General features: G+C 57.8%; 18 protein-coding genes. 11 read left to right on the top strand and 7 right to left on the bottom strand.

Going from position 1 to position 20,594, the window contains the following annotated elements; genetic code table 11:
- Nucleotides 1-26: 26 nt before the first annotated feature.
- The 4 genes from CU102_RS20270 (at nt 27) to CU102_RS20255 (ending at nt 5,355) form a co-directional block, all read left to right on the top strand.
- On the top strand, nt 27-773 hold the full coding sequence (locus tag CU102_RS20270; protein WP_106712914.1) for a sugar phosphate isomerase/epimerase family protein: 747 nt from the start codon (nt 27-29) through the stop codon (nt 771-773).
- Between the two features lie 14 nt (nt 774-787).
- A complete protein-coding gene (locus CU102_RS20265; RefSeq protein ID WP_106712913.1) occupies nt 788-1,927 on the top strand; it encodes a Gfo/Idh/MocA family protein in 1,140 nt (379 codons plus the stop codon).
- Nucleotides 1,928-2,006: 79 nt separating this feature from the next.
- Complete coding sequence (locus CU102_RS20260) at nt 2,007-4,322, top strand: Tex family protein (protein ID WP_106712912.1); 2,316 nt, start codon at nt 2,007-2,009, stop codon at nt 4,320-4,322.
- Between the two features lie 46 nt (nt 4,323-4,368).
- Entirely contained in the window at nt 4,369-5,355 is a 987-nt protein-coding gene (locus tag CU102_RS20255) for an aldo/keto reductase (protein WP_106712911.1), read from the top strand.
- 41 nt (nt 5,356-5,396) lie between these two features.
- Here CU102_RS20255 and CU102_RS20250 read toward each other — a convergent pair whose 3' ends face one another.
- The 5 genes from CU102_RS20250 to CU102_RS20230 all read right to left on the bottom strand — a co-directional run bounded on the left by CU102_RS20250 (nt 5,397) and on the right by CU102_RS20230 (nt 10,692).
- Nucleotides 5,397-6,317: a sugar phosphate isomerase/epimerase family protein gene (locus tag CU102_RS20250; protein ID WP_106712910.1), complete on the bottom strand. Its 921-nt coding sequence runs from the start codon at nt 6,315-6,317 to the stop codon at nt 5,397-5,399.
- Nucleotides 6,318-6,333: 16 nt separating this feature from the next.
- Nucleotides 6,334-7,455 (bottom strand): sn-glycerol-3-phosphate import ATP-binding protein UgpC, encoded by a 1,122-nt coding sequence (locus tag CU102_RS20245; protein WP_106712909.1) that lies wholly within the window; start codon nt 7,453-7,455, stop codon nt 6,334-6,336.
- A 10-nt stretch (nt 7,456-7,465) separates the two neighbouring features.
- Nucleotides 7,466-8,353 (bottom strand): ABC transporter permease subunit, encoded by an 888-nt coding sequence (locus tag CU102_RS20240; protein ID WP_106712908.1) that lies wholly within the window; start codon nt 8,351-8,353, stop codon nt 7,466-7,468.
- Nucleotides 8,354-8,363: 10 nt separating this feature from the next.
- The gene (locus CU102_RS20235; protein WP_106712977.1) at nt 8,364-9,260 is read right to left on the bottom strand and encodes a carbohydrate ABC transporter permease; all 897 of its coding nucleotides are present in this window, start codon (nt 9,258-9,260) and stop codon (nt 8,364-8,366) included.
- A gap of 88 nt (nt 9,261-9,348) precedes the next feature.
- On the bottom strand, nt 9,349-10,692 hold the full coding sequence (locus CU102_RS20230) for an extracellular solute-binding protein (RefSeq protein WP_106712907.1): 1,344 nt from the start codon (nt 10,690-10,692) through the stop codon (nt 9,349-9,351).
- Between the two features lie 293 nt (nt 10,693-10,985).
- On the opposite strand from CU102_RS20230, the gene CU102_RS20225 reads away from it, so the two are divergent.
- On the top strand, nt 10,986-11,708 hold the full coding sequence (locus CU102_RS20225; protein WP_106712976.1) for a glutathione S-transferase: 723 nt from the start codon (nt 10,986-10,988) through the stop codon (nt 11,706-11,708).
- 102 nt (nt 11,709-11,810) lie between these two features.
- Nucleotides 11,811-13,556: a gamma-glutamyltransferase gene (gene ggt, locus CU102_RS20220; protein ID WP_106712906.1), complete on the top strand. Its 1,746-nt coding sequence runs from the start codon at nt 11,811-11,813 to the stop codon at nt 13,554-13,556.
- Between the two features lie 137 nt (nt 13,557-13,693).
- On the opposite strand, the gene CU102_RS20215 is transcribed toward ggt, so the two are convergent.
- Nucleotides 13,694-14,869 carry an aminotransferase gene (locus CU102_RS20215; protein ID WP_106712905.1) on the bottom strand — a complete coding sequence of 392 codons (1,176 nt, stop codon included), beginning with the start codon at nt 14,867-14,869 and terminating at the stop codon, nt 13,694-13,696.
- Between the two features lie 10 nt (nt 14,870-14,879).
- Complete coding sequence (gene gcvA / locus CU102_RS20210) at nt 14,880-15,923, bottom strand: transcriptional regulator GcvA (RefSeq protein WP_106712975.1); 1,044 nt, start codon at nt 15,921-15,923, stop codon at nt 14,880-14,882.
- 217 nt (nt 15,924-16,140) lie between these two features.
- On the opposite strand from gcvA, the gene speB reads away from it, so the two are divergent.
- The 5 genes from speB (at nt 16,141) to CU102_RS20185 (ending at nt 20,590) form a co-directional block, all read left to right on the top strand.
- Complete coding sequence (gene speB, locus CU102_RS20205; RefSeq protein ID WP_106712904.1) at nt 16,141-17,202, top strand: agmatinase; 1,062 nt, start codon at nt 16,141-16,143, stop codon at nt 17,200-17,202.
- Nucleotides 17,203-17,297: 95 nt separating this feature from the next.
- The gene (locus CU102_RS20200) at nt 17,298-18,107 is read left to right on the top strand and encodes a transporter substrate-binding domain-containing protein (protein ID WP_106712903.1); all 810 of its coding nucleotides are present in this window, start codon (nt 17,298-17,300) and stop codon (nt 18,105-18,107) included.
- A gap of 3 nt (nt 18,108-18,110) precedes the next feature.
- The gene (locus CU102_RS20195; RefSeq protein WP_106712902.1) at nt 18,111-18,779 is read left to right on the top strand and encodes an amino acid ABC transporter permease; all 669 of its coding nucleotides are present in this window, start codon (nt 18,111-18,113) and stop codon (nt 18,777-18,779) included.
- A complete protein-coding gene (locus tag CU102_RS20190) occupies nt 18,776-19,426 on the top strand; it encodes an amino acid ABC transporter permease (protein ID WP_106712901.1) in 651 nt (216 codons plus the stop codon). Before CU102_RS20195 ends, CU102_RS20190 begins: the two co-directional genes overlap by 4 nt.
- A 75-nt stretch (nt 19,427-19,501) precedes the next feature.
- On the top strand, nt 19,502-20,590 hold the full coding sequence (locus tag CU102_RS20185) for an ABC transporter substrate-binding protein (protein WP_106712900.1): 1,089 nt from the start codon (nt 19,502-19,504) through the stop codon (nt 20,588-20,590).
- Nucleotides 20,591-20,594: the final 4 nt, after the last annotated feature.

Below are 20,594 nucleotides of genomic sequence, written 5' to 3'. Positions count from 1 at the left end.
TCTTCCCAAGCACACGGAGAAACGACGTGACCGACCTTTCCTATCAGCTCTACAGCTCCCGCAATTTTCCGCCACTTGACCAGACGCTCGAAATGCTGAAGCGTAACGGTTATGCCCAGGTTGAAGGCTATGGCGCTGTCTATAGCGACCCAATAGCGACGCGAAAGTCGCTCGATGCGCATGGGGTCACCATGCCTACGGGTCATTTCAGCATCGATCTTCTCGAAAAGGAACAGCAAAAGGTACTCGACATCGCCGGGATCCTCGGCATGAAGGCCATCTATTGCCCGCACCTCGCCGTGGACCTGCGGCCAACGGATGCGGCGGGCTGGTCAGCTTTTGGCGAGCGGCTGGAAGCGGCATATGCCACCTACAGCAAAGCCGGATATGTTTTCGGCTGGCACAATCACGACTTTGAGTTCAAGGCGCTGCCTGATGGCTCTATTCCGCAAAAGCTGATCTTCGACGCGGCTCCAAGCATCTCCTGGGAAGCTGACATTGCCTGGATCATTCGCGGCGGCGCCGATCCATTCCAGTGGATCGAGAACCATGGCTCACGCATCACTGCCGTGCATGTCAAGGATATCGCTCCCTCCGGTCAAAATACCAACGAGGACGGTTGGGCCGATGTCGGTTATGGCACCGTCGACTGGAAGGCTTTGATGAAGATCCTGAAGGGTACGCCCGCGGGCTATTTCATCATGGAACACGACAATCCATCGGACGATGAACGGTTCGCCCGCCGCTCCATCGTTACCTTGAAGGCGTTCTGAAGAAAGACAACGACATGGCCAAGACATTAGGCATCGGCATCATCGGTGCCGGCAACATATCCACGACCTATCTGAGGCTTGCGCCGCTCTTCAAAGGTATTGAAGTCCGTTCCATAGCCGATATCAATAGGACGGCGGCGACGGGACGTGCGTCAGAATATGGCGTCGAGGCCCGTAGCATCGATGCGCTGCTGACGAGTGACGATATCGATCTCGTCGTCAACCTGACCGTACCGGACGCTCACTTTGATGTCTCGAAGCAAATCCTCTCCGCCGGCAAGCATCTCTATTCGGAAAAGCCGCTGACGCTATCGTTGAAAGACGGTCTTGAGCTTCAAAAGCTCGCCGCAAGGAAAAACCTGAAAGCAGGGTGCGCGCCCGACACTTATCTGGGTGGTGCACACCAATTGGCTCGCAAACTGGTCGATGACGGGCAGGTCGGCACGATCACCTCGGGCACAGCACACGTACTGAGCCATGGCATGGAACACTGGCACCCGAATCCGGATTTCTTCTTCCGTCCGGGTGGCGGTCCCATCCTTGATCTCGGTCCCTACTACGTGGCAAACCTGATCAACCTCATCGGCCCTGTCAGACGTGTCGCCGCCCTGACTTCGATGGCGACAGCAACGCGCACCATTTCCAGCGAGCCGCGCAGGGGCGAGACGATCCAGGTGACAACTCCGACGACAATTCAGGCACTCCTTGAGTTCGAAAGCGGCGCCTCGGTCACCTTGTCGGCCAGCTGGGATGTCTGGGCACACCACCACCCCAACATGGAACTCTACGGCACTGACGGTTCGATTTTCCTGCCCGATCCGAACTTCTTTGGCGGTGAGGTCAAGCTGGCAAAACCAGGAAAGAAGGCAAAACCGGTCAAAGCTTGGGCGCATCCATTCGGCACGCCCAACCAGAAGCATCCTGCGGGCATGATGGCTAATTATCGCACCGCCGGTCTTGCCGACATGGCCGTGGCGATCCTGCAGGGGCGGGACATACGCTGTTCGCTGGAGCGCGCCTTGCACGGGGTAGATGTGATGGTCTCCATTCTCCGCTCCGGCGAGGAGAAGAAGTTCATCGACATCAAGACAAGTTGCTCACGACCCGAGGCGCTCGGTATCAAAGAAGCCAAATCGCTGTTGAAAAAGACGTAGGTCTCAGCCTCGAAGCGATTGCGGTCATGCGCGGGCGGTCCTATGGTCGCCGCCCGATCATGATTTATGGGAACGCCTCGTGACTGCTAGTGCTGCCAATACCGCCCGTATCGCTCGCCTCATCGCCGCCGAGATCAACGCAAGACCCGAACAGGCCAGTGCGGCGATCGAGCTTCTCGACGGCGGAGCAACCGTTCCCTTTATCGCCCGCTACCGCAAGGAAGTCACGGGCGGGCTTGACGACACGCAGCTGCGCACGCTCGACGAGCGCCTCATCTATCTGCGTGAACTCGATGCGCGCCGCGACACGATCATCGATTCCATCCGCAGCCAGGGCAAGCTGACCGACGATCTTGAAGGCAAGATTGCTGGAGCGCTTACCAAGGCGGAGCTGGAAGACATCTACCTTCCATACAAACCCAAGCGACGGACCAAGGCAGAAATTGCTCGGGAGCGCGGGTTGGGACCCCTGGCGGAAACTATCCTATCCGACCGGCGCACCATTCCTTCCGAGCTGGCCAAGAACTTTCTCACTGACGACGTTCCTGATGTGAAGGCTGCGCTCGACGGTGCCCGGGATATTCTTGTCGAGACCTTTTCGGAGAACGCCGACCTCGTCGGCCGTCTGCGCAACTACATGCAAGATCGCGCGGTTCTCCGTGCCAAAGTAATAGACGGCAAGCAGGAGGTCGGAGCGAAGTTTTCGGACTATTTCAATCATTTTGAGCGCTGGGCGATCGTACCGAGCCACCGGGCGCTCGCCATGCTCCGCGGCCGCAATGAGGAAGTGCTGTCGCTCGACCTTGAGGTCGATGCTGAAGACACCGCCGCGATTAAACCCGTCGAGCGCATGATTGCCGACGCCTATTCCATCCCGGCCAATGGCGCTGCCGACACATGGCTCATGGACGTCGTGCGCTGGACCTGGCGTATTCGCCTCTCGCTCAATCTTTCCGTCGATCTTATGACCACATTGCGTGAACGCGCCGAGGAAGAAGCAATCCACGTCTTCGCCCGCAACCTCAAGGACCTGCTGCTCGCAGCCCCGGCGGGGTCTCGTGCCACAATGGGGCTCGATCCGGGCATCCGTACCGGCGTCAAGGTGGCGGTCATCGACGGCACAGGCAAGCTTCTCGACACGACAACTGTCTATCCCTTCCCGCCACGAAATGACGTACGCGGAGCGCAGGCTGAACTTGCAAGGCTTATCGTCCAGCACAAGGTTGAGCTCGTCGCCATTGGCAATGGCACCGGCAGCCGCGAGACCGAACGTCTCGTTGCCGACATGCTGTCGGACATGCCATCGCCCAAACCGCTGAAAGTGATCGTCAGCGAGGCAGGTGCCTCCGTCTATTCCGCATCGGCAACCGCTGCGGCGGAATTTCCGGAGCTCGATGTGTCGCTTCGCGGCGCAGTTTCGATTGCGCGGCGGCTGCAAGATCCCCTCGCGGAACTCGTCAAGATTGAGCCAAAATCCATCGGCGTCGGCCAGTACCAGCACGATGTCGATCAGTACCGTCTTGCACGTTCGCTCGAAGGCGTGGTCGAAGATGCGGTGAATGCCGTGGGCGTCGATCTCAACACCGCTTCGGCCTCACTGCTTGCCCGAATTTCCGGCTTGGGTACGTCGCTCGCTGAAGCGATCATCGTTTATCGCAACGAGATTGGCCCGTTCAAATCGCGTCGCGATCTCCTGAAGGTGGCACGGCTCGGACCACGCGCATTTGAACAATGCGCCGGCTTCCTGCGCATTCCAGACGGCACCGAACCGCTGGATGCGTCCGCGGTGCATCCGGAAGCCTACGGTGTTGCCAAGAAGATTGTCAGTGCTTGCGGCCGCGATGTGAGGTCATTGATGAACGACAGCAGCGCACTGAAGGCGCTCGATCCCCGCGTCTTTGTCGATGAACGCTTTGGCTTGCCGACAGTACGCGATATCATCGCTGAACTCGAGAAGCCCGGGCGCGATCCCCGACCGGAATTCAAGACAGCGTCCTTTGCCGACGGTATCGACGACATCAAGGATCTGAAGCCTGGAATGCTTCTGGAGGGAACCGTGACCAACGTCGCCGCCTTCGGTGCGTTCGTCGATATCGGCGTGCACCAGGATGGGCTCGTCCACCTTTCGCAATTGGCGGATCGCTTCGTCAAGGATGCGCACGAGGTGGTCAAGGCCGGTGACGTCGTCAAGGTGCGGGTGGTCGACGTGGATGCAAAGCGCAAGCGTATAGGGCTCAGCATGCGCAAGGATGGCGGCGGTTCGCAGCCTTCCAAGGGTCCTCGCGCTGATGACAACAGGCAGCGGCAGCGGAGCCCAGCGCCTACACCGAAGTCTGCTCCTGCCCCGCAAGGTGCGTTCGGAGCAGCGCTGGCGGATGCGCTGCGCAAGAAGTGATGTTTGACTGGCGCAGGTAACTGCAAGGACGTATGGGAGAAGCACCTTGGATATCCGTACAATAGGCACCACGCCCCTCGCCGTCACACAGTTTGGTTTTGGCGGGGCAGCAATCGGTGGGCTTTACCGGGAATGCACTCGCGAAGCGGCTATCGAAACGCTGCAGACAGCCTGGGACGCTGGTCTGCGCTACTTCGATACAGCGCCATTCTATGGCTTCGGCCTGTCCGAGCGGCGGACCGGCGATTTTCTGCGCAGCAAACCGCGCGAGACCTACGTGCTTTCGACAAAGGTCGGGCGTCTGCTGCGGCCTGTACCGGAAGATCAGGTTCCGGATCATTCCTATGTCAATCCGCTGCCCTTCGCGGTCGACTATGATTACAGTTATGACGGCATCATGCGCTCGTTCGAATTCAGCCATGCCCGGCTGGGTCTCAACAAGATCGATATTCTCTATGTGCATGATATCGGCGCCTATACCCATGGAGCCGAGAAGAACGCTGTCTATCTGGCTCAATTGCTCGACAGCGGCATGCGCGCATTGGACGAGCTGAAAACATCCGGGGCAATCTCCGCCTATGGTCTTGGCGTCAATGAGGTCGAGGTCTGTCTCGACGTTATCGCGCGGCACCCGATCGACTGTATCCTGCTTGCGGGTCGCTATTCATTGCTGGACCGCTCCGCCGAACGCGACCTGCTGGATGTATGCCGCAAGAAGCAGATATCACTCGTCATTGGCGGCGTCTTCAACTCGGGCATCCTCGCCACCGGTCCGGTTGCTGGAGCGAATTTCGATTACGGACCTGCCTCCGAGGATGTTCTCACCCGCGTTCGCGCAATGCAGGAAATCGCCGAAGACAACGATATTCCGCTCGCGGCAGCGGCCGTGCAATTCCCGTTACGGGAGTCGGTTGTTGCCAATGTCCTCATCGGCACAGCCAAGCCATCGAGCCTCACGCGCAACATGGAACTGTTGAAGGTGAATGTACCAGACGCGGTCTATGCCGCGGTCGAGCCGTTCACTGTCCGATGAGCAAACAGGCGTGACCGCTCGAGCGGCCACGCCTCGCAATTTTACGCGGCAAGCCGGCGACTGTTCACAAGGTCGACAAGCTTCAGCGCGCGGGCAAGGCTATCGGCCTGCTCAGTCGCAAACCGTTCCCCGGTGATTTCCATGACAAGCATCGTATCCGGCAGGAATGTGAGTTCCGAGAAAATCTCTTCCCAGGGTATATCACCCCAGCCGATCGGCAGGTGCAGATCACCAATGCCCAATGCCGTCGCCTCGGCCGGGTGATAGAATTTGGTCATGCTGTAGGGGCGGCCAAAGCTGTCATGCACATGCAAATGGCCGGCTACCGGCGCCATGGCGCGGACTTGTTCACGCCAATCGAGGCCAAGACGCGTGCATTCGATATAGGCATGGCTGAAATCGATAAGGCCGCAAACGTTCGGGCTGTTGACCGCCTTGACCGTCTCGGCAACCTTTTCCGGAGTCTGGCGATATTCCGCATCGCTCAGCGCAAAGATGTTCTCCAGTGCGATACGCACGCCATACACCTCGGCAACTTCGGCCATCTCAGCCAATGCATCCCGTTCCATGGCATCAAGGTCGGTAATGCGTGTCAGCGCCGGCATTTTTGCATGGCCGCAATGGTGAACGAGAATGCCGGCTTCGGCGCGGTTGCAGAGTTCGAGCATGGCGCGAACAACGGACTTCTGCAGCTCAAGATGCTCACGGTCCATGAAGTTGGAAACAATCTGTCCGTGCACACTGTAGCGCAGGTTGAACTGGCGGGTGATCTCGACCAGGCGTTCCGCGCGACCAGGGATGATGCGGCCACCTGCAATCAGCTCTTCACCGTAGAGCGAGAGTTCGGCAGCCGTAGTCCCAAGATCGCTGATGGTACGCAAGGACTCTTCAAGCGTGCTGAAATTGCCATTGCCCGTATATGTGCAGAAGCCGACGCTGGAGATAGTAGGGGCTGAACTCATGATCGATCCTTTCGGGCTAAGCTGCCACGGTTGTTTTGATTGTACGCTTTAATGCGGGCACGTCATCATCAAGGCGCAGGCCCGTCTCGAGCGAAAACAGTTGAATGTGCTCGGCAGGAAGTTGCAGACCGACTGACGAGCCAGCCTCAAACAGCTGCCCCTCGTCCATTGCGACAGCGAAGTTTTGGCCGTCGATCTCGACGTGAACAATGCGCCCCGAACCCAGCTCCTCGACGAAATCAACAATTGCCGGGACACTGTTTGCGGTTCCAGCAGAAACGAGGCGGCAATGTTCCGGACGAATGCCTGCTGCTACAGGTTTGCCGGCGTTGTCGCGGCCGAGGGCCGGATCAATCGCCACGCGAATCCCGTCGAACAGCACGAAATTTCCCTCTGGTGCGACTGTGCTGTCGAAGAAGTTCATGGCAGGCGAGCCAATGAACGAACCGACAAAGCGGGTCCTTGGCCGATGATAGATCTCCAGCGGCGTGCCGACCTGCTCGACATGTCCCTTGTTCATAACGATGAGCTTGTCGGCCAGCGTCATTGCCTCAACTTGGTCGTGGGTCACGAAAACGGACGTGGCCGACAACCGCTTGTGCAGGCGGCGGATTTCGACACGCATCTGCACACGCAGCTTGGCATCGAGGTTGGAAAGCGGTTCGTCAAACAGAAACACTTTCGGTTCGCGAATGATGGCACGGCCCATGGCGACGCGCTGACGCTGGCCGCCGGAAAGTTGTGCGGGCTTGCGGTCCAGAAGCTCTTCCAGTCCGACGATCCGCGCGGTTTCAGCAATGCGGCGATCCCGCTCGGCACGCGGAACACCTGCAACCTTCAACGCATAACCGATATTGGCCGCCACGCTCATGTGCGGATAGAGGGCATAGTTCTGGAAGACCATGGAACAACCGCGATCGCGCGGCTCGAGGTCATTGACGACCGTGCCGTCGATCGAAATCTCGCCTGAGGAAATTTCCTCGAGACCGGCAATCATTCGCAGGAGGGTCGACTTGCCGCAGCCAGACGGTCCAAGGATGACGACGAATTCGCCGGATTTGAAATTGAGATCGACGCCATGCAGGATTTGCGTGCGGCCGTACGACTTGCGAATGTCCTTGATGCTGATTTCGGCCAAGGTTCTCTCCTTATTTCTCTGTCGAGACGAGACCGCGTACGAACCAGCGCTGCAGGACGGCGACGACGATCAGGGGCGGCAACATGATGATCAGGGCACCGGCCATGGAGATGTTCCATTCCGGCAGGCTGTTGACGGACGGGACGAGTGTGCGCATCGCCACCATTGCTGTTCTGTATTCGGCTTCCGTGGTCATCAGCTTCGGCCACAAATACTGGTTCCACGCATAGACGAACATGATCGTTGCCAGCGCCAGCATATTCGTGCGCGACAGCGGCAGCAGGATATCGATGAAAAAGCGCCAGGGGCGCGCACCATCCATCTTTGCTGCCTCTGCCAGTTCATCCGGCAGCGTCATGTAGAACTGCCGGTACAGGAACGTTCCGGTTGCGGTCGCGATAAGGGGCAAGACAAGACCGGAATAGGAGTTCAAGAGATTCCACTGCAATGACAACTCGATTCCGGTCAAGGTCTGAATGAGCCAGCGCACCGGCGCGAAAACATCCGCGGCGATGTTATAGGTCGGGATCACACGCACCTCGAGCGGCAGCATCAAGGTGAGAAACACCATCCAGAAGAAGACATGGCGCAACGGGCTGCGAAAATAGACGATCGCGAAGGCACTGAGCGCTGCGACGACGATCTTGCCCGTCATGACCAACACCGACGTAACGAAGCTGTTGAACAGAGCCGGGCCAAGATTGGCCCGTTGCCAAGCGGCTTGCAGGTTATGCAGAAAATCCGCCCCGGGCATGAAATTGAACGGCACGGTATTGACCTGTGCCAATGATTGCGTCGAAGCCGCGAATATCATCCAGAACGGACCGAGGATGAGAAGCAGGCCGAGGAACATGATGAAATAGGTGACGGCGTTGAGAATGGGGGTGCGTTCGATCATCGCCGGGATCCTATTTGTAATGCACGCGCCGCTCGACATAGCGGAACTGGATAAAGGTGAAGAGCATGATCAGGGCGATGAGGACGAGGCTCTGCGCGGCCGCGCCCGAATAATTCAGGCCGCGGAATGCCTCGCTGACAATGCGATAAACCATGACGTCGGTTGATTTGTTCGGCCCGCCTTCGGTCGTCAGGTCGACAATGCCATAGGTGTCGGGACCAACGAAGCTTTCGGTCAGATTGAGGACCAGCAGGAAGAACAGGGTTGGCGCAAGCAGAGGTATCTGCAGATCGAATGCCCTGCGTACCGGACCGGATCCGTCCATCGCCGACGCTTCGATCAAGCTGCGAGGTATCGACTGGAGACCTGCGGTCATGAAGATGAAATTGTAGCCGATCCATTTCCAGGCAAAGCACACAACCACAAGGATCATGGCATGGCTGCCGAATTTCGCAGGGTTCCACAGATCCGGCGACCACGTATTAACCACGGCGATCAGGCCGCTCTCGGGCGCGAAGATGAAGCGGAAGGCGAGGCCAACCGCCGGGGCGGCGATGGCATAGGGCCAGATATAGAAAAAGCGGAACAGGCCTGATCCCTTCAACTGGCGATCGACACAAATAGCAAGCACGAAGGCGATGAACATCGAGAGCGCTGTGGCGCCGAAGGCGAAGAGCAGGCTAAGGGAGACCGACCGCCAATATTCAGTATCGGCAAAGACTTCCCGAAAATTATCCCAGCCGACGAACAGCCGCTCGCCCACCCCGCCGAATGCCGGCTCCAGGGAAAAGGCCCAGGTGAGAACCGACGTTGCCGGCCAATAGAAGAAGAAGAAAATCAGCAGCAGTTGCGGCATCGCGAACGCGATCGGCAACCACCAGCTTTTGAAAACAGCGCGCTTGTTCATGAGATCGACCGGCTCAGCCTCTTCATCGGATGCAAGAAAAGCCATGGCCCGGATACGTCACACGCTCCGGGCCATCGCCACGACAGGATTAGTTCAATGCGCGGCCGGCATATGTCTTCTCGAAGCGGCGTAGAATGGCGTTGCCGCGTTCGACAGCCTGATCGAGGCCTGCCTGCACGGTCAGCTTGCCGAAGAAGATCCCTTCCATCGCGTCGGAGATTTCCTTGCGGATTTGCGGAAAACCACCAAGGCGAATGCCGCGCGTGTTGGCCGATGTTGGTGTGAAGGTCAGGCTGGCAATGGCCTTGTCGCGGCCCTTGTAGGCCGGCTTGTCATAAAAGCCATTGGCTTTCATGGCCTCGAAGCCAGTCTTGGTGACCGGAATGTAACCGGTTACTGTCGACCACCACTCGACCATATCCGGCTGGGCAATGAAGTTGAGGAATGCGGCAGCGCCCTTGTATTCGGCTTCCGGGCGGTTGTTCAGAACCCAAAGGGATGCGCCGCCGACCAGCGAGTTCTGGCGCTCTGTACCCTTCCAGACGGGAAGCATGGTGACATCCCATTTGGCGCCAGGCTTGATGGTCTTGCCTATAGTGCCATGATCCGCAATCGACGACTGGATCATCTGGCAGGTTTCGGATGTGAACGCCGGAACGACATCCATGCCGAGCTGCTTGGTCTTCACAACAAACAGGCCTTCATCGGTCATCTTCTTGAAGAAGGTCAGGTGGTCGACAAGTTTGGTCTTGTTGATGACGAGTTCGGTGTCGAGGCCGTCATAGCCATTGTTCTTGGTAGCGATGGGCTGATTGTGGATAGCGGAGAACTGTTCGACTGTGGCCCAGGTGTCGAAGCTGAAACCGAGCGGGCAGGAGAAACCGGCAGCCTTCAATTTGCGTGCGGCAGCTTCTACATCCTCCCAGGTCTGCGGTGCGCCTTCAATGCCGGCCTTGGTGAAGGCATCAACATTGTAATAGAACATGGCGGTCGATGAGTTGAACGGGAAGGAGTAGAGCTCGCCCTTGGACGTCGCGTAATAATTGGCGATGCCACCGAAATAATTGGCCCAATCGATCTTGTAGCCATTGTCTTCCATCAGCTTCTTCGCGGGAACGAAAGCGCCGGACAACATCAGGTCGAGCGTGCCGCCGTCAAAAACCTGCACGACGGCCGGGTGCTTCTTGGCACGGTAGGCTGCAATCGCGTTCTGCACGGTCTCCGGATAGCCGTTCTGGCTGGTGCAGACGATTTCATAATCCGCCTGAGAGTCGTTGAACTTCTTGCAGGCATCCTGAACTCGCTCGCCAAGATCACCGCTTAGCCCATACCAGAACTCGAATTTGACCTTTTCCGCGAGCGCAGGCGTCGCGCCCAGACCAACGGCCAGGGCCGCAGCAGCCAAGCCAAGTTTCACACCAAGTGTTTTCATCTGAAGTCCCCGATCCAATGAGTGACAATGATTTTTCGGGCCGTTCCAGGAGAGCCTGTCCGCCGCGACCGGGACTATGTCTAGGGCGGGTATGTGAACCTTTGATCGATATGATACGAAAGTATTGTGACAATGCACAGCTGCGTAAAACAGCTGAATAAGCCGGCTATCAGCACAGCTTTTGCTCGTAAGCGGGCACTTGAAATGGCAACATGCTCTACTTCATAAGGAATTTGCTGCCACATTCTCCTGCTTCGCTGCAGGAATTCGCGATCAGACACAAGGAGACCCTCATGCCCTACGAACTCTACTATTGGGACGGGCTGCAAGGCCGCGGGGAATTCGTTCGGCTCGCGCTCGAAGAAGCCGGGGCGGACTATGTGGATGTCACACGCGAAGCGAATGGCATGGCAGCGATGATGAGGTTCCTCAAAAGCAGAACGGAATCGCAGATACCCTTTGCGCCGCCATTCCTGAAAGACGGTGACCTGATCGTCTCGCATGTCGCCAACATCCTGCTTTATCTCGGGCCCAAACTGGGCCTTGCGCCAGAGCAGGAATCGTTGCGGTTTATCGCCAACGGCCTGCAACTAACGATCACCGATTTTGTTGCCGAGGTGCATGACACCCACCACCCGCTATCGACTAATCTCTACTACGAAGACCAGAAGGAAGCCGCCAAGCAGCGTTCAGCTGATTTCATCGAGCACCGGATTCCAAAATTCATGGGCTATTTCGAGCGCGTGCTTGAGCAAAATCCGGATGGGAGGAAACATGCCGTTGGAAGCCAGCTAAGCTATGTGGACCTGTCGCTATTCCAGATCTTCGAAGGGCTCCGTTACGCCTTTCCGCGCGCTACAAAACGCTTCAGCGAACAATATCCGGCCCTGACTGCCTTGCATGATGCCGTTGGACAGCGCCCTAACATCAGGAAATATCTTGCCTCCGACCGCCGGCTCGACTTCAATGAGTCCGGTGTCTTCCGCCACTATCCCGAGCTCGACCAGGACTCGTGACGCAGCGGCAATCACTTTTTCCGCAGCCCTCTCACTTTCTCTGGACATGCCTCGCCGAACAGGTTCCATTATCCCCCCAGTCAATTTTCCGGAGGAAAGACCATGGACTATCGCTCTACGAAAGCTGGCGTCTTTGCAGTGGCACTGAGCTTTAGCGTTGTGCCGGTCGCCGCCGTGTTTGCGGCCTCGCCAGATCCGGTAAAGGCCGAGCATGGAATGGTCGTTACCACGCAACATTTGGCATCGGAAGTCGGTGTCGAGGTGTTGAAGAACGGCGGCAATGCGGTGGATGCCGCTGTCGCCGTCGGCTATGCGCTAGCCGTTGTCTATCCGACGGCGGGTAATATTGGCGGCGGCGGCTTCATGACGATCCGGCTGAAGGACGGCAAGACGACCTTCCTCGATTTCCGCGAACGCGCACCGCTCGGTTCGACAAAGACCATGTATCTCGACGACAAGGGCAACATGGTCAAAGGCCTGAGCACGGATGGTTATCTCGCGGTCGGTGTGCCCGGCTCCGTGCTTGGCTTTGAGACCGCCAGAACCAAATATGGAACCAAATCGCGCGAAGAATTGATGGGCCCGGCGATCCGGTTCGCCCGCGATGGTTTTGTCCTCGACCAAGGTGACGTTGCGTCGCTGCAAAATGGGGCCAAGAAACTTGTCAAGGACAAGACTGCCGCCGAAATTTTCTTGAAGCCAGATGGCAAGACCTACGCGATCGGCGAGACGCTCGTTCAGCCAGATCTCGCAGCGACACTCGCCAGCATTTCGGAGAAAGGACCGGATGCCTTTTACAAGGGTGCAACTGCCGATGCCATCGTCAAGGCGAGCCAGGCGGGACGCGGCGTTCTCGCCAAGGCCGATTTCGAGCAATATTCGGTGCGCGAATTTGAGCCGGTCAAATGCAATTACCGCGGTTATGACATCGTCTCATCGCCTCCGCCGAGTTCCGGCGGCGTCATTATCTGCGAGATACTGAATGTTCTCGAGGGCTATCCGCTCGGCTATCTGGGTTACGGTTCCGCCGAGACCGTTCACGCAATGGTAGAGGCCATGCGCCATGCCTATGTCGACCGCAACGCCTCACTTGGAGATCCGGATTTCGTCGACAATCCTGTCAAGAAGCTGCTCGACAAGCAGTACGCCAAGGAAATCCGCGAGAAGATCAGTCCGTTCAAGGCCGGTGTATCGCAAGAGCTGATGCCAAAGGGGTTTGGCGAGAGCACGGAAACCACGCATTATTCCATCGTCGACGACGAGGGCAATGCGGTCGCCGTCACGTATACGCTGAACGGGTCCTTTGGTGCCGGTGTCGTTGCACCGGGAACCGGCGTTCTGCTCAACAACGAGATGGATGATTTTACTGCCAAACCCGGCGTTGCCAATCTATACGGGCTGATTCAGGGCGAGGCCAATGCCATCCAGCCGAAGAAGACACCGCTTTCTTCCATGAGCCCAACCATCATTTCCAAGGATGGCAAGCCATTCATGGTCATCGGCAGCCCGGGCGGGGCACGCATCATAACGATCACGCTGGAAGCGATCATCAATGTCATCGATCATGGCATGAATATCCAGGAAGCCATCGATGCGCCGCGCATCCATCACCAATGGCTGCCCGACAAGGTCTACATGGAGCCCTATGCCCTCTCCGCTGACACGCGCAAAATCCTCACCGAGATGGGGCATGATGTCGAGATTGACAAGAGCTGGACCATCTGGGGTCAGGCTGCGGGTATTCTCGTCGGCGGGGAGAGCCTTGCCGATATCGAGAAGGGTGGCGGTGCCCGCTACAACGGCGCGATGGACAGCCGGTCAGGTTCGGGCGAGGCGCTGGGTTACTGATCGGGGCAACGGCATTGTGCATGGTTCGACAAGCTCACCATGCGGGACGTAATTTGATTGCAAGAGTGAGTCACCCGGGCTGGGTGACTCACTGCAAAAACGCCCGCCTCCCTCGCCGTGCAGCACAAACCCCTGCCTCACAGACTGAAATCGACCATCCGTCCGCGCACCTGCTGGATGGTTTCGGCATCGGCATTGGCAAATGCAAAGCGCAGGAACCGGGTGTGCTTTGCGCCAAAATATTCGCCGGGAATGCTGAGAACGCCGGCATGCTTGGCGAGATACTCGGCCACCTCGGTCGATGACCGACCTTCGAATGGGTGGCGGACAAAGGCGAAATAGGCCCCAATCGCCTCCAGTTTCCAGCCGCCGAGATCCGTCATGACCTCCCGCAATGCCTTGGCACGCAGGTCGATTTCGTGGCGGTTTCCAGCCCGCCATTCAATGAGTGCGGGCAAGGCCCGCGCAACTGCACCCTGTGCCGCGCGCGGCGCACAGATCTGCAAGTTGTCCATGATCTTGGCGACCTCGTCGACGACGTTCTCACCTGCCGTCAGAGCGCCAAGCCGGTGGCCTGGAATGCAGAATGATTTGGAGAAGCTGTAGAGCTGGATAAGATTGTCCTGCCAGCCCTTTTCACCAAGGAGGCTGTGCGGTGCACCGGAGCCCTCGGGCAAGAAATCGCGATAGGTCTCATCAAGGATCAGCCAGATGCTGTTTTTCCGGCAGAGGTCAAAGATCGCCTTCAGCCTTGCGGGAGGGTATATCGCCCCAGTGGGATTGTTCGGTGTCACGAGGGCAAGAGCACGTACGTCCGAGGTCAGAGCGCGCTCCACTGCTTCCACCGCGGGCACGAACCCATTGCCGGATTCGCAGGCGACAAAACCCGTCTTGATACCGAGCATCGACAGTGTCGTTTCATGGTTGAAATAATATGGATCGCTCATCAGGACCGTATCGCCAGCTGCTGCGACAGCCATGGCCGCGCTGATGAATGCCTGATTGCAGCCAGATGTGATGTGGATGTTGCCACCAGCAATCTCTGCACCATAGAGCTCGGACACGTGTGCGGCGTAGGCCCCGCGAAGCGACGTTTCTCCTTCGATCGGCCCGTAATTCATGTAATCCAGCGACGCAGCCGCCTCACCAAGCCAACGCAGCATATCCGGATGCGGCGGATAGCCGGGAACTGCCTGTGACAGGTCGATCAGTGGTCCGTGGTCGCCGCCATAGGATTTGCCCCAAGCCTGCACCGCAGGTATCGGTGGCGGCGAAAGGCGGGTGACGAGCGAATTGAGCGATGCAGCGGTCATGGCAATAGTCCTAGCGGATATCGATCTTGGCCCGGCGCTTCTGCGAGCGATCGGGGCGTCTTGGGCGGGTGGTAGGCGTGGACGGCGGTGCGGATAGACGTTCCGGTGCGCTGACCTTGCCGTTGCGGCGGCGAATGATGCGCCGGGCCGATGTTTGTGGTTCAGTGATCGTGTCGGTCTCGAGCGAGGCAAACAACCAGTCGATGAAGACTTTCACGATGGGTGCATTGCGAACCTCATTGCGGCAGGCGACATAGAAGGCATTGTTTGCCGGCACGGTAAGGTCGAACGGAACTATCAGTTCGCCCTTGGCAATGAGATGGCTTGCGGTGATCGTATCGCCCAGTGCAACACCCTGGCCGTAGACTGCGGCTTCCGTCGAAAGCCGCGCGTCACTCATGAAATGCTGCGCGCCGCGCGCGTGCTCGGTTGCATCTGCGGCCGCCAGCCAGGTGTTCCATTCACGTCCATCGTCGCCATGCAGGAGCACGTGATTGCGCAAATCGCGCACGGAACGAAGCGGCCGCATATTGAGCAACGTCGGACTTGCGACGGGAAAAAGCTTCAGCGTCGTCCAGAGCCTTATCCAACAGTCGGTCCAGTTGCCATGGCCATAAAGCACGCAGACGTCAACATCCGAAGAGTGCAAATGATCCGACTCATTCGACGCAATCAGCGTCAGCCTGATATCCGGATACTGCTCGGTGAACTGGTTCATGCGCGGGATGAGCCAGAGCGAAAGCAGCGCCGGAACGCAGGTGACCGTCAATTCACCGCTCGTCGTTGGCCGCTTGATGAGTGCCGTCGTCCCTGCAATGTCCTCGAAGGCCTTTGATACGGTTGGCAAGAGCAACGCGCCTTGGGGCGTGAGTTTCAAGCGCTGTGCGCCACGCTCGAAAAGTTGGACATCAAGGATAGCCTCGAGCGCTTTTATCTGATGGCTGATCGCGCCGTGGGTTACATTGAGCTCGCGCGCGGCCGCAGTAACTGAGCCGTGCCGCGCCGTCGCCTCGAAGGCGCGCAATGGGTTGAGCGGGGGCAAACGGCCTGACATCATAAGAGTCCATTAGCGGTCAAACAGGATAAAGTCATGTGAGATTTTCTCACAAGGAACGCTATAACAATGTCAATTGCTTTTCCATTCGTTTTGTATGGATAATGCAGGCAACGAGGCAAAAAGCCCGGGGAACTGACAGCGACGGATTTCTCGCAACCTGACACAATCGAATCCGCTCCTATGGCCCCGCGCTCGCAGACATTGGGATACTGTCATGGCATCATGGGATGAGAGCAAACTGAACGAGCTGCGTGCCAAATATGGCGAAAGCCACGGCGGCGAACTGTTCGACCCGAAATTCCGCAAGGTCGCAGACAAGATCTTTTCGAAAAGCGGCACGCGCCTCGCGCCCTATGCCGGCATTCCGACCTTCCTGACAGCTCCTCATATGCCCGTCGATGCCACCAATCCGGATTTCGGCAATCTGCAGGTTGCGATGGTGGGCGTACCGATGGACCTTGGAGTGACCAACCGCAATGGGTCGCGTTTCGGCCCGCGCGCATTGCGTACGATCGAGCGCATTGGCCCTTACAACCACGTTCTCGATTGCTCGCCAGTGTTCGACCTGCGCGTAGCCGACATTGGCGACGTGCCCTTCGCCAGTCGCTACCGGCTTGAGCAAAGCCATGACGATATCGAGCGCCGGATCAACCAGATCGTCGACGCCGGGGTGGTTCCGCTTTCTGTCGGTGGCGACCATTCGATCACCCATCCGATTATGAAGGCTGTCGGCAAGAAGCGTCCGGTGGGCATGATCCACATCGACGCCCATTGTGACACGGGCGGCGCCTTCGACCAGACGAAGTTCCATCATGGTGGTCCCTTCCGTAATGCGGTGCTCGACGGTGTGCTCGACCCGAGCCGGACGATCCAGATCGGCATTCGCGGCTCGGCGGAGTATCTGTGGGAGTTCTCGTACGAATCCGGCATGACCGTCATCCATGCGGAAGAAGTAACCGGTCTTGGTATTCCCGCCATCATCGCGAAGGCCCGGGCGATTGTCGGCGATGGACCGACCTATCTTTCCTTTGACGTCGACAGCCTCGATCCGAGTTTCGCACCGGGCACCGGGACTCCCGAAGTCGGCGGTCTGACGACGCGCGAAGTGCTCGAGCTCATTCGCGGCCTCAAGGGCATCAATCTCGTCGGCGGCGATGTTGTGGAGGTCGCGCCACAGTATGATGCGACGACGAACACCGCCCATGCTGGTGCCCAGGTACTATTCGAAATCCTCAGCCTGATGGTGTTCAGCCCGTTCGTTCAGGGCAAGCGCTGATGCATCCGGAACTACGCAGCCAACGAATGATGAGGCGTTAGATGGCGTGAAGCCGGATTGTCCTCATCATCACAATAACAACGAAGGGGAATATAATGACAATCTACAAGACACTGCGATCATCCTTTGCCGCCCTGCTGCTGCTCAGCAGCGCGAGCATTGGTGTGGCCACGGACGCGGCCAATGCCGATGCGATCGATGACATCACCAAGGCAGGCGTGCTCAATGTCGGCGTCTTCGCCGACTTCCCGCCCTTCTCCTCGGCCAGCGCCGACATGACGCTCAAAGGCTATGATATGGATGTGGCCCAAGCACTCGCCGATGCCTTGAAGGTAAAGCTCAATCCGGTTCCGGTAACCGGTCAGAACCGCATTCCTTATCTTACGGAACATCGCGTCGACCTTCTGATGAGTGTCGGTTACAGCAAGGAGCGCGAACAGGTCATCGACTTCGCAGCCGCTTATGCGCCCTACTATATCGCGGTCATCGGACCGAAGGCCCTCGAAGTGAAGAACAAGGATGACCTTGCTGGCAAGAGCATCGCCGTCAATCGTGGTACCTTGGAAGACACGTCGCTCACCGAGGTGGTTCCGGCTTCCTCCGACGTCAAGCGTTTCGACAACTATAACTCAGTGATCCAGGCTTTCATTTCTGGCCAGACTCAACTGATGGTCGTTGGCAATGATGTCGGTGCACAGGTTCTTGCCCGCCAGGAGGCCCTGGCCCCGGAGCAGAAATTCCAGCTGCTGACGTCGCCGTCGCACATTGCCCTCAACAAGAAGGAGGATCGCCTCAAGCAGGCCATCAATGACACCGTGGCCAAGATGCTGAGCGATGGCAGCCTGAACAAGAGCTCCGAAGCCTGGCTGAAGACACCGCTCAATCCTGAAAACCTCAAGGATTGATCTGTGGAATATGCGCTCGACTTTGGCTGGTTGAATGGCGCGATCGGCATGATCGCCAGCGGCGCGGCGATGACGATTTTTTTGATCGCTGTCACCACGGTCGCTGGCGTCATCCTGAGCATATTCGGGGCTGCAGCCAAGCGCAGCCGCTATCCCATCTTGCGCAAGGCCATCGCGGCCTATGTCGAAGTCATCCGCAATACGCCATTTCTGGTGCAGCTCTTCTTCATCTTCTTTGGGCTCCCGCGGTTTGGCATTCGTCTTGATCCGGTCATCGCCGCCATGCTGGCCATGACGCTGAATATGACCGCCTATACCACCGAGATCGTTGGTGCCGGGCTCGATGCCGTGCCTAAAGGTCAGAGGGAGGCCGCTGCGGCATTGGGTCTGCCGGCGTGGCTCGTCTTCATCAAGATCGTGCTGCCGCAGGCGTTGAAAGTCATTTTCCCGGCGCTGACCAGTCAAATTATCATCATGATGCTGGAGTCTTCGGTTGTCTCGCAAATTGCCGTGCGCGAGCTCACCTACGAGGCGGATATGCTACAGGCGCGAACTTTCCGCGCCTTCGAGACCTATTTTGTCGTGACTATTGTCTACCTTGGGATGAGCATCGGCTTGCGCAGACTCCTGTTCGCAACAGGACGGCGGGCGATTGCCGGAGGAATGGCATGATCGAGTTCACGTTCTGGGACATATTGCGCAACCTGCTGCTTGCTGCCCGCTGGACCATCCTGCTGTCCATCGTCGCTTTTGCGGGCGGGGCAATTGCAGGCGTGGCGATCCTCCTGCTGCGGATATCCAAGCGGCGCTGGCTCAGGCAGGCCGCTGAATATTACATTGGCCTCTTCCAGGGAACGCCGCTGCTGATGCAGCTTTTCCTACTCTTCTTCGGATTGCCGTTGCTGGGCTTTCGTATTGAAGCGTGGACGGCTGCTGTTCTCGGGCTGACGCTCTGTGCAAGCGCCTATCTGGCTGAAATCTGGCGCGGCGGCGTGCAATCGTTGCCGAACGGCCAGTGGGATGCGGGAAGCAGCCTCGGCCTGCACTACATAACGCAGCTGCGTCTCATCATCCTGCCGCAAGCGTTCGCGATTACGCGGGCGCCTACCGTCGGCTTTCTGGTGCAGCTGATCAAGAGCACTGCGCTGACGTCGATCATTGGTTTCGAGGAGCTGGTGCGAACTTCCAATGCGATCAACAACGCAACTTTCGAACCTTTTACGGTCTATGGACTGGTAGCGCTGATCTATTTTGTTCTGTGCTACCCGCTGACGCGTTATACAAAGATATTGGAGCTCCGAACCGCTCGTCAGCATTGAACAACAGTCGGATTATTAGACAAAAACAGAAGTGGGAATCGGCCAGCAAACTGGCTTTCAAAAGGAGATACAACAATGGACACTATTCTGAAGACAGGCGTCAGCCGCCGCGCGGTGCTTGGCGCAGGCGTGGTGGGAACGGCAGTTCTCGCAATGCCGAACATCCTGCGTGCACAAGACAAGTCGTTGAAAGTTGGCGTCTATGGCGGCTACTTCAAGGATTCGTTCGACAAGAACATCTTTCCGGAATTCACCAAGGCGACAGGCATAGCTGTTGAGTCCGTTGCAGAGCCGACGGGCGAAGCGTGGCTGGTCCAGCTTGAGCAGGCTGCAAAAGCTGGCGCAGCGCCCGCAGATGTTTCGATGATGTCACAGGTAGCAATGCTGAAGGGTCAGACGACCAAGCTCTGGACGCCGCTCGACATGGCGAAAATTCCAAACTCAAAGAACCTGATCGAACGCTTCGTCAACAAATACCCGGACGGCTCTGTCGCCGGTATTGGAGCGGTCTCTTGGTATATCACACTCGTCACGAATACTGACGTCTACAAGGAAGCACCGACATCTTGGGCGGCATTCTGGGACAAGGCCAACGCCGACAAGCTTGGCCTGCTCGCACTGGTTTCTAACTCGTTCCTGTTGGAAGTAACTGCAAAAACATTCTTCGGCGGCACGAACGCCCTCGATACGGAAGAGGGCCTGCTGAAGGCCTTCGACAAGCTTGCAGAGGTCAAGCCAAATGTTCGCCTGTGGTACCGCGACGAGGCCCAATTTGAGCAGTCTTTGAAGTCGGGAGAAATCCCGATGGGGCAATACTATCATGACGTGACAGGCCTCGCTGCTTCGGAAGGTCACCCGGTTCGCTCCACCTTCCCGAAGGAAGGCGGCGTCCAGGACTCCGGCTGCTGGGCTCTGTCGCGCGCATCGAAGAAGGTCGACGAAGCTCATATTTTCATCGACTATATGAGCCAGCCTGCCATTCAGGCGACGCTATCGCGCAAGGTCGGTACGTCGCCGACAGTAAAACGCGAACTCCTCGATCTGAGCGACAAGGAATTCGCAGCGGTATCTTCCGATATCGAGCCGATCATTCCACGCTATGATCTCTATACGACCAAGTCCGACTGGCTGAACCAGAAATGGACTGAGCTGATCGTCGGTTAACATT

The sequence above is a fragment of the Phyllobacterium brassicacearum genome, from assembly GCF_003010955.1.
In the GTDB taxonomy this organism is placed as follows: domain Bacteria; phylum Pseudomonadota; class Alphaproteobacteria; order Rhizobiales; family Rhizobiaceae; genus Phyllobacterium; species Phyllobacterium brassicacearum.
The sequence above is the reverse complement of the archived record's forward strand: the minus strand, read 5'-3'. Positions and strand labels throughout refer to the sequence as shown.

Excerpts from the sequence above, each read along its gene's own strand:
- ggt (WP_106712906.1), top strand. The coding sequence starts at position 11,811 with ATGGACTATCGCTCTACGAAAGCTGGCGTCTTTGCAGTGGCACTGAGC.
- CU102_RS20225 (WP_106712976.1), top strand. The coding sequence starts at position 10,986 with ATGCCCTACGAACTCTACTATTGGGACGGGCTGCAAGGCCGCGGGGAA.
- CU102_RS20185 (WP_106712900.1), top strand. The coding sequence starts at position 19,502 with ATGGACACTATTCTGAAGACAGGCGTCAGCCGCCGCGCGGTGCTTGGC.
- CU102_RS20190 (WP_106712901.1), top strand. The coding sequence starts at position 18,776 with ATGATCGAGTTCACGTTCTGGGACATATTGCGCAACCTGCTGCTTGCT.
- CU102_RS20235 (WP_106712977.1), bottom strand. The coding sequence starts at position 9,260 with ATGAACAAGCGCGCTGTTTTCAAAAGCTGGTGGTTGCCGATCGCGTTC.
- speB (WP_106712904.1), top strand. The coding sequence starts at position 16,141 with ATGGCATCATGGGATGAGAGCAAACTGAACGAGCTGCGTGCCAAATAT.
- CU102_RS20230 (WP_106712907.1), bottom strand. The coding sequence starts at position 10,692 with ATGAAAACACTTGGTGTGAAACTTGGCTTGGCTGCTGCGGCCCTGGCC.
- CU102_RS20265 (WP_106712913.1), top strand. The coding sequence starts at position 788 with ATGGCCAAGACATTAGGCATCGGCATCATCGGTGCCGGCAACATATCC.
- CU102_RS20240 (WP_106712908.1), bottom strand. The coding sequence starts at position 8,353 with ATGATCGAACGCACCCCCATTCTCAACGCCGTCACCTATTTCATCATG.
- CU102_RS20250 (WP_106712910.1), bottom strand. The coding sequence starts at position 6,317 with ATGAGTTCAGCCCCTACTATCTCCAGCGTCGGCTTCTGCACATATACG.
- CU102_RS20215 (WP_106712905.1), bottom strand. The coding sequence starts at position 14,869 with ATGACCGCTGCATCGCTCAATTCGCTCGTCACCCGCCTTTCGCCGCCA.
- CU102_RS20200 (WP_106712903.1), top strand. The coding sequence starts at position 17,298 with ATGACAATCTACAAGACACTGCGATCATCCTTTGCCGCCCTGCTGCTG.
- gcvA (WP_106712975.1), bottom strand. The coding sequence starts at position 15,923 with ATGTCAGGCCGTTTGCCCCCGCTCAACCCATTGCGCGCCTTCGAGGCG.